General features: G+C 42.4%; 7 protein-coding genes. 3 read left to right on the top strand and 4 right to left on the bottom strand.

Annotated elements, in window-relative coordinates; translation table 11 throughout:
• Positions 1-87: 87 nt before the first annotated feature.
• Together ACOCD9_RS09095 and ACOCD9_RS09090 are read right to left on the bottom strand one after the other, a co-directional pair.
• Positions 88-1287, bottom strand: coding sequence for a glycosyltransferase family 4 protein (locus ACOCD9_RS09095; protein WP_287703519.1), 1200 nt, complete (start codon positions 1285-1287; stop codon positions 88-90).
• On the bottom strand, positions 1284-1943 hold the full coding sequence (locus tag ACOCD9_RS09090; protein ID WP_419547164.1) for a D-glycero-alpha-D-manno-heptose-1,7-bisphosphate 7-phosphatase: 660 nt from the start codon (positions 1941-1943) through the stop codon (positions 1284-1286). Before ACOCD9_RS09090 ends, ACOCD9_RS09095 begins: the two co-directional genes overlap by 4 nt.
• A 603-nt stretch (positions 1944-2546) precedes the next feature.
• Here ACOCD9_RS09090 and ACOCD9_RS09085 point away from each other — a divergent pair.
• From ACOCD9_RS09085 to ACOCD9_RS09075, 3 genes are all read left to right on the top strand, one after another.
• Positions 2547-3182: a D-sedoheptulose-7-phosphate isomerase gene (locus tag ACOCD9_RS09085; protein ID WP_287703523.1), complete on the top strand. Its 636-nt coding sequence runs from the start codon at positions 2547-2549 to the stop codon at positions 3180-3182.
• Between the two features lie 37 nt (positions 3183-3219).
• On the top strand, positions 3220-4245 hold the full coding sequence (locus tag ACOCD9_RS09080) for a dehydrogenase (RefSeq protein WP_287703525.1): 1026 nt from the start codon (positions 3220-3222) through the stop codon (positions 4243-4245).
• 92 nt (positions 4246-4337) lie between these two features.
• Positions 4338-5054: a nucleotidyltransferase family protein gene (locus tag ACOCD9_RS09075; RefSeq protein ID WP_287703527.1), complete on the top strand. Its 717-nt coding sequence runs from the start codon at positions 4338-4340 to the stop codon at positions 5052-5054.
• Positions 5055-5238: 184 nt separating this feature from the next.
• On the opposite strand, the gene ACOCD9_RS09070 is transcribed toward ACOCD9_RS09075, so the two are convergent.
• Complete coding sequence (locus ACOCD9_RS09070; protein ID WP_287703529.1) at positions 5239-6147, bottom strand: glycosyltransferase family 2 protein; 909 nt, start codon at positions 6145-6147, stop codon at positions 5239-5241.
• Positions 6148-6157: 10 nt separating this feature from the next.
• Positions 6158-6463 carry a hypothetical protein gene (locus ACOCD9_RS09065; RefSeq protein ID WP_419547163.1) on the bottom strand — a complete coding sequence of 102 codons (306 nt, stop codon included), beginning with the start codon at positions 6461-6463 and terminating at the stop codon, positions 6158-6160.
• Positions 6464-6547: the final 84 nt, after the last annotated feature.

The raw sequence follows: 6547 nt of genomic DNA, 5'->3' as shown, positions 1-6547 counted from the left end.
AGACCTCTTGCATAAATCCGAAAACAAACGATAGAAACAATAATGGGAGGGACTTTCAGTTAATTATTTATTAGTAGTTGATAATCTTCAAAAATGTTGCTGTACAAGGATCGACTTAAGACTTTTGCAAGAGGTCTTATGGGACAGTTGTTCTCGCACAGAAGGATCATCGAACAACCTAGAGATCGCTGTGACGTACTCAGCAACACTATTGGCGCGCAATGCCCTAGGGGGAATTCCCTCGGCTGCCACCGTTAAACCCTCTAAGCCGCGATCGCTGGCGACAATCGGAATCCCCGCGGCCATGGATTCTAGGGTTTTGGTCTTGATTCCCAATCCCACCCGCAGGGGAACCACACAAACGGTTCCCCGGTGTAAATATTCCACTGTCGAGGGAACGGTTCCCGTCACCCTCACACCGGGATACTTGGCCAGTTCGAGAACTTCCGGTGCTGGGTTTGCCCCCACTAGGGTTAAAGTGGTGTCGGGATATCGCTGTTGAATGACTGGCAGGACTTCTAAAACAAAAAAACGGGCGGCATCGATATTATGGGTAGAACTCATGGCACCGACAAAGACCAAATTATGGCCGCCAGGATCCCGAGGACGATAGGGAAACAGGGCTAAATCCACGCTATTAGGCACGATATCCACCCGTGCATCCGGGAGGATTTTTAATAATTGTTCGCGATCGTAATCGGTAGTAGCCACCAACTGGGAAAACTTGGCACAGTAACGTTTTTCGTACTGATAGAGTAGGGGCAGAGAGAGAAAATCCCGCAGCGGATAGGCGGAGGCTCCTCCATCTAGATGATTGCGTGTCCAACCGTACACGGAACTGTGAATATCTACTACTGTTTTGACTCGCTGACGGTATTCCGGCCGGATAAAAATCTCGCTGATACTCTGAGCGCAGATAATTACATCACATTTTTGCTGCTCGACGTATTCATCTATTCGCTCTTGAATGAGCGGCGAACGATAACTAAGAACATTAGCTGGGGTCATCTGTACTATTGCCTCCAGAAAGCGCCCTGTTTGACCGATTAGTTTTGTCAGTCCCTTGCCTGGTTCGGGAATTTCCTGGGGCGGAAATAAGACAAGATGATTGGTAAAGGTTTTTAATTCTTCGATCTGAGTTTCTGTGACATTCTCCACCCGACGGGCAAACAGGGTGACATCATGGTTTTGATGAAGACATTTGATCAGGTTAAAAGTTCTACCCTCGGTTGCCCCGCGACTAGGTGGATAGGGAAAGTTATGGCAAGAAAGGACTAATATTCTCATAATTCTATCTCGGCAGCGGTTTTTTGCAATAATTCTACCGTTTCCTTTAGTTGGCTATATACAGGAATCTTAACTGGGTATTTCTCGATCTCCCCAAGGGTGACTTTTCCCCGTCCTGTTAAGAGCAATACGGGTTGACAACCAGCTTCTAGGGCGCACTCTAGATCACTGGGCGCATCGCCGATAAACAACGAGCCGGCTAAGTCGATTCCGTACTGGTGGGCGGCTGTCAGCAGCAGATAGGGGGAGGGTTTGCGGCAGGGACAACCTTCGTCGGGATGGTGCGGGCAGATGGCAAGATCGTGAAAATGCACGCCCAATTGTCGGTATTCCTCAATCATGCGCCCGTGAATCGCCGCCAGATCGTCCCAAGTGAAATAGCCCCTAGCAAGTCCCGATTGATTGGTAATGATGATCAGCAGATAGCCAGCATCCTGCCACTGTTTTAAGGCAGCCGCTGCCCCGGCGGGAATGCTCACCTGTTCTGGTTTGCTCAGGTAGGGGATATAGTCAATAACTACCCCATCTCGATCGAGAAATAAGGCTTTGTTCTTTTTTGCTCTATCTTCGCTTTCGTGGTCAGAATTGCCAGGAGGTGGCGGAGACGGGTATTTTTGGTGGCCGTCATTGACAGAAATTGCGGGGAAAGGATTCATTATGTTGGACTTTTTCGAGTCGGGGACTAGAATTCTCAGTTCTTCTGTCAGAGACGAGAGCTTGAACTGATGCACAGACAAAATTCGAGGGATTGTAGCGATTTGTGCTAGTTTTCTCGACTAAATTGCTTCTCCTCACTATCTAGGTGTTAGAGTATAGCAATCACGGCATATTATACGCCGTCAGGCCTTTGGGCTTTTGATTATATCGGCGGTATTGTCAGGAATTGTTAACATTTTTGTCCAGCCAAACAAAAGTCCAAGACTGGCAAAGGTTGAATCCCCCGGTCAGAAATCCCCCATCCCGGCCAGAATACATCAAAAATTTATTTACAAACAAAACAAATTGTGCTAGAGTTGGCTGCGTTTGTCGTATATTCCGAGAATAACCGGCAAAAGATCACTCTTTTGACTCGATCGCTCTAGGTTTCTCTAGAACTATCATCGGCCTGTTTTTCTTGTCCCGTGATCAATTCTACCATGCTAGGGGTTTTGTACCCAATTAATGGACAGCGATTCTGGTCTTTTGATACTATTCAATGTAATGACAGGATGATTGAGAGTTAAATTTATTCAACTAATAAAAATTGGAAAATCAAACCTATGCGAATGGTGGAAAAATCAAACAAAAAATTGGATAGTTTCCAGAGCGATCCCTCTCTATCAATTTTAATCAAGACTGAATTGGAAGAAGCTTATAACCTGAAGAAAACCCTGCTAACCGAGACAAAATATCTAGAGAAAATCCAAGAGATTTGCCAAGTATGTATCCATGCTTATCGCAACAACCACAAAGTATTAGTCGCAGGTAATGGAGGCAGTGCCGCCGATGCTATCCATTTTGGCGGTGAGCTACACGGCCGATTTCTGAAAGAAAGACAGTCTTTACCGGTTCGCATCCTCAATAGCGATATCGCCAGTTTAACAGCGATCGCTAACGATTATGGCTACGAATATATTTTTAGCCGCCAGATAGAAGCGGAAGGTAATCCGGGTGATGTGTTTATCGGTATTTCCACTTCGGGAAATTCCGCCAATATCCATCAAGCTCTCAAAGTTTGTCAAGCAAAAGGTCTCACTAGCATCGGTTTAACTGGGGCGAAGGGATTAGCTCTAGCGGAAAAAACCGATTATTGTTTGATGATTCCTAGCACCAGTACCCCGCGCATTCAAGAAGGTCATGGTTTTGTTCTTCATACTATTTGTTTAGCGATCGAAGAAGCGCTCTTTCCTAACTAAAATCTCCTAGCAAAAAATCAACCTAAACAGCATAACCATGATCATCAGAACCAAAGCTCCTTTAAGATTAGGTTTAGGTGGTGGCGGCACCGATGTGGAACCTTACTGTAGTCTTTATGGGGGTTACGTTCTCAACGCTACTATCGATCTCTATGCCTACTGTACAGTCACGGAAATTACTGACAAACAAGTCATTTTTGTTGCCGCCGATCGAGGAGAACAACAAATAGAAACCCTTCAGTTTCCTCTACCTTATAACGGCGTTCTCGATCTGCATAAAGCGGTCTATAATCGTTTGATTAAAGACTTTAATCAAGGGCAACCTTTGCCGCTGCAAATCACCACTTTTTCCGATGCGCCAGCCGGTTCGGGATTGGGTTCTTCTTCTACCCTAGCCGTGGCCATAGTTAAAGCCTTTGTGGAACTGTTAAAATTACCCCTAGGTGAGTATGATATCGCTCATTTAGCCTACGAGATCGAACGAATTGACCTCGGCTGGTTAGGGGGCAAACAGGATCAGTACGCTGCTACTTTTGGCGGTTTTAATTTTATGGAATTTTATGAACAAGATCGAGTCATAGTTAATCCTTTGAGAATTAAAAATTGGGTGATCAATGAATTGGAAGTTTCTCTGATCCTCTACTATACAGGCATTTCTCGCTACTCATCTCAAGTAATTGAGGATCAAATTCAGAATGTCCAAGAAAAAAATAAGCAGGCGATCGCCGCTACCCATCAACTCAAAAAAGAGGCAATTCTCTTTAAAGAAGCACTGCTTAAATCAGATTTTATGGGGATAGCAGAAATTCTGAGAACTTCTTGGGAAGCGAAAAAGAAATTATCCAAATTAATTAGTAATCCGCAGATTGATCACATTTATCAGGTAGCGAGGGAAACCGGGGCCTATTCGGGCAAAATATCGGGAGCCGGTGGCGGTGGTTTTATTATCTTTATGGTCGATCCTACCAAGAAAATCGAAGTAACTAAAGCTTTGAAAGCAGCAGGAGGCCAAGTGATTAATTTTCACTTTACCAAATACGGAACCCAAGCATGGACATTATAGCAAGCAAAGGATCGACGGGGGAGGATTATCCCTATAAGCCTAAAAATAGTTTTCAAAAGATTGGCAATAATTCAGATTTTTGAGGTGTATCTATGGACGTAATTATTCTGGCGGGTGGGTTAGGAACTAGGTTGCGATCGGTTATCAACAGTTTACCAAAACCTATGGCTCCCGTTGCCGACAGACCTTTTTTAGAATATCTATTAGATTACTTAATCTCTCAAAAAATTACCAACAAATTTTTAGTTTCTGTTGGCTATGAACATCAGAAAATTATCGATCATTTTGGCGATCAATACAAAGAATACGAGCTAAATTATCTGATAGAAGATAGCCCCTTGGGAACTGGAGGAGCAGTCCAGTTTGCACTAAATAAAATTCAAACCGAACAAGCATTAATTGTTAACGGAGATACCTTGTTTAATGTCAATTTATCCGCCTTAATTAATTTACATAATCAAAAGAAATCCCTGATAACTGTTGCTCTGAAGCCCCTAACTGACTTTGATCGTTATAATAATGTTCTGCTAGACGATGACCAAAAAATTATTGGGTTTGAATCCAAAAAATACCAAGATAAGGGCTATATTAATGGCGGCATATATTGTGTATGGAAAAACATATTATCCAGCTTTGATCTGCCATCAAAATTTTCTTTTGAGGACGACTTTCTCAAAGTTTATACCGAGAAAATTCCTATGTATGGCTTTATTTCTGACGAATATTTTATTGACATAGGCATCCCCCAAGATTACGAAAAAAGTCAGATTGAATTACCTGAACTTTTTAATTTCCGAAATCAGGTTTAACCTCGTGATTAAGAGACTTTTTGTTAAGAAATAATGAAGCAGAGAGTAGTTAAAGAGGAAAACCTGACAGCATATATCTTATACAGCAAGCTTCAATTGAGCCTAGTAATGGATAAAGCCTATCTCGGTGACTTGAGTGATTGGGAAATAAAAAGAGATTGGTAAAGTATAATACAATAATTAGTCATGCTTTCCAGAGACTTTTGATTTTGGTCTTGATGCCATTGTATAACTCCTCGAAAAAGAGATTCCAGAAATAACCATACTGGGGAAATCGCTTGACCAGTAAAGCATCGGAAGGAAAAAGAATTCTTGGGCTTTTCATGGAATAAGGTCTGACTATATATCTTATTTGACTGGGTTCGGGCATCCAATGGCCGATATATATATCTTTTTGAAAAAACTTCGCTTGCAGAAATAATCCTAAAGCTCTATCAAATCCCCAGAGAGGCAACCAAGTTAAAATTTCTCCTATCCTCATGTTGCGGACAAAATCATCTAAGGCTTCTTTCACTAAGGCAGTCTTCCAAATATTATTATTGAACGGTTCTAGATGACAGCCATGAATATCTTTTCTTTTGCCGTAGGGCCATAAAGCTAGTCTTAACTCGAAAGGATTATCTAGGGGAGCGATAGGAACTTCCACTAAATCTTGGTACTTATTTTGTCTTTTTCTAGAGATATTTAACTGATTGATAGCGGGTAGCTCCGGCCAGGGAGCTTTAATTCTTTCCTCATCGAGATAATCAATTCCCCCCTTATGGAGACGCAAGAGCCAACTTTGGGGAAAATTATCAAAGTAATCTTTCGCTAAGGCAACCACCTGAGGATGCAAGAAATCATCATCATCGAGAGCCAACACATATTGACCGGAAGCATTGAGAAGACCGACGGCCCTCTGGGCCGTTTCTCCCTGATAAAGACTATGAAAAATTTTGACTCTGGGGTCTTCTACGGAAGGGGTAACTGCTCCGGGAGGATAAACCCAAATAAATTCTACTTCCCCTTGAATTGCCAGAAGTTGTTGCAACCAATATTCGGAAAATTTGCCCAGAGTTGGAGTAACGATTGATAGAATTGGTGAGTTGATCATTATTAGCTGACTATCCCTCTTTTCCTAGTCGATAAAGTACATATTTTTTGGGAACTTCCCTGAGATTGGTAATCACCAGATTCCACATATATCCATACTGAGGAAAACACTTGACTAGGAAAATTTCTGATAAAATACCATAGCGATTTAGTCTTCTATATTCGGGGGGATTGTTTTCCATGCGTAACTGTTCTGGAGATGGCATGAGATGACCGATGATTTTCCCTTGGCCTTGCTCGAAAAACTTAGCTTGAATAAATGGTTCTTCCGAACTTACACTGTAGAAAATTCCCCAAGCTCCCTCTCTGTCCAGCAATGCTCTAAAGTTGATAAATATCAATCTAACAAAAACTCAAAGCCCTATTGTACAAGCTTTACAAGCATGAGTTGTTGATAGTTT

It is taken from the genome of Microcystis sp., from assembly GCF_048564745.1.
Classification (GTDB): Bacteria; Cyanobacteriota; Cyanobacteriia; order Cyanobacteriales; family Microcystaceae; genus Microcystis; species Microcystis ichthyoblabe_A.
This window is presented reverse-complemented; position numbering and strand designations above follow the sequence as displayed.

Coding starts and splice junctions, on each gene's coding strand:
- ACOCD9_RS09070 (WP_287703529.1), bottom strand. CDS start 6,147: ATGATCAACTCACCAATTCTATCAATCGTTACTCCAACTCTGGGCAAA.
- ACOCD9_RS09095 (WP_287703519.1), bottom strand. CDS start 1,287: ATGAGAATATTAGTCCTTTCTTGCCATAACTTTCCCTATCCACCTAGT.
- ACOCD9_RS09090 (WP_419547164.1), bottom strand. CDS start 1,943: ATGAATCCTTTCCCCGCAATTTCTGTCAATGACGGCCACCAAAAATAC.
- ACOCD9_RS09075 (WP_287703527.1), top strand. CDS start 4,338: ATGGACGTAATTATTCTGGCGGGTGGGTTAGGAACTAGGTTGCGATCG.
- ACOCD9_RS09080 (WP_287703525.1), top strand. CDS start 3,220: ATGATCATCAGAACCAAAGCTCCTTTAAGATTAGGTTTAGGTGGTGGC.
- ACOCD9_RS09085 (WP_287703523.1), top strand. CDS start 2,547: ATGCGAATGGTGGAAAAATCAAACAAAAAATTGGATAGTTTCCAGAGC.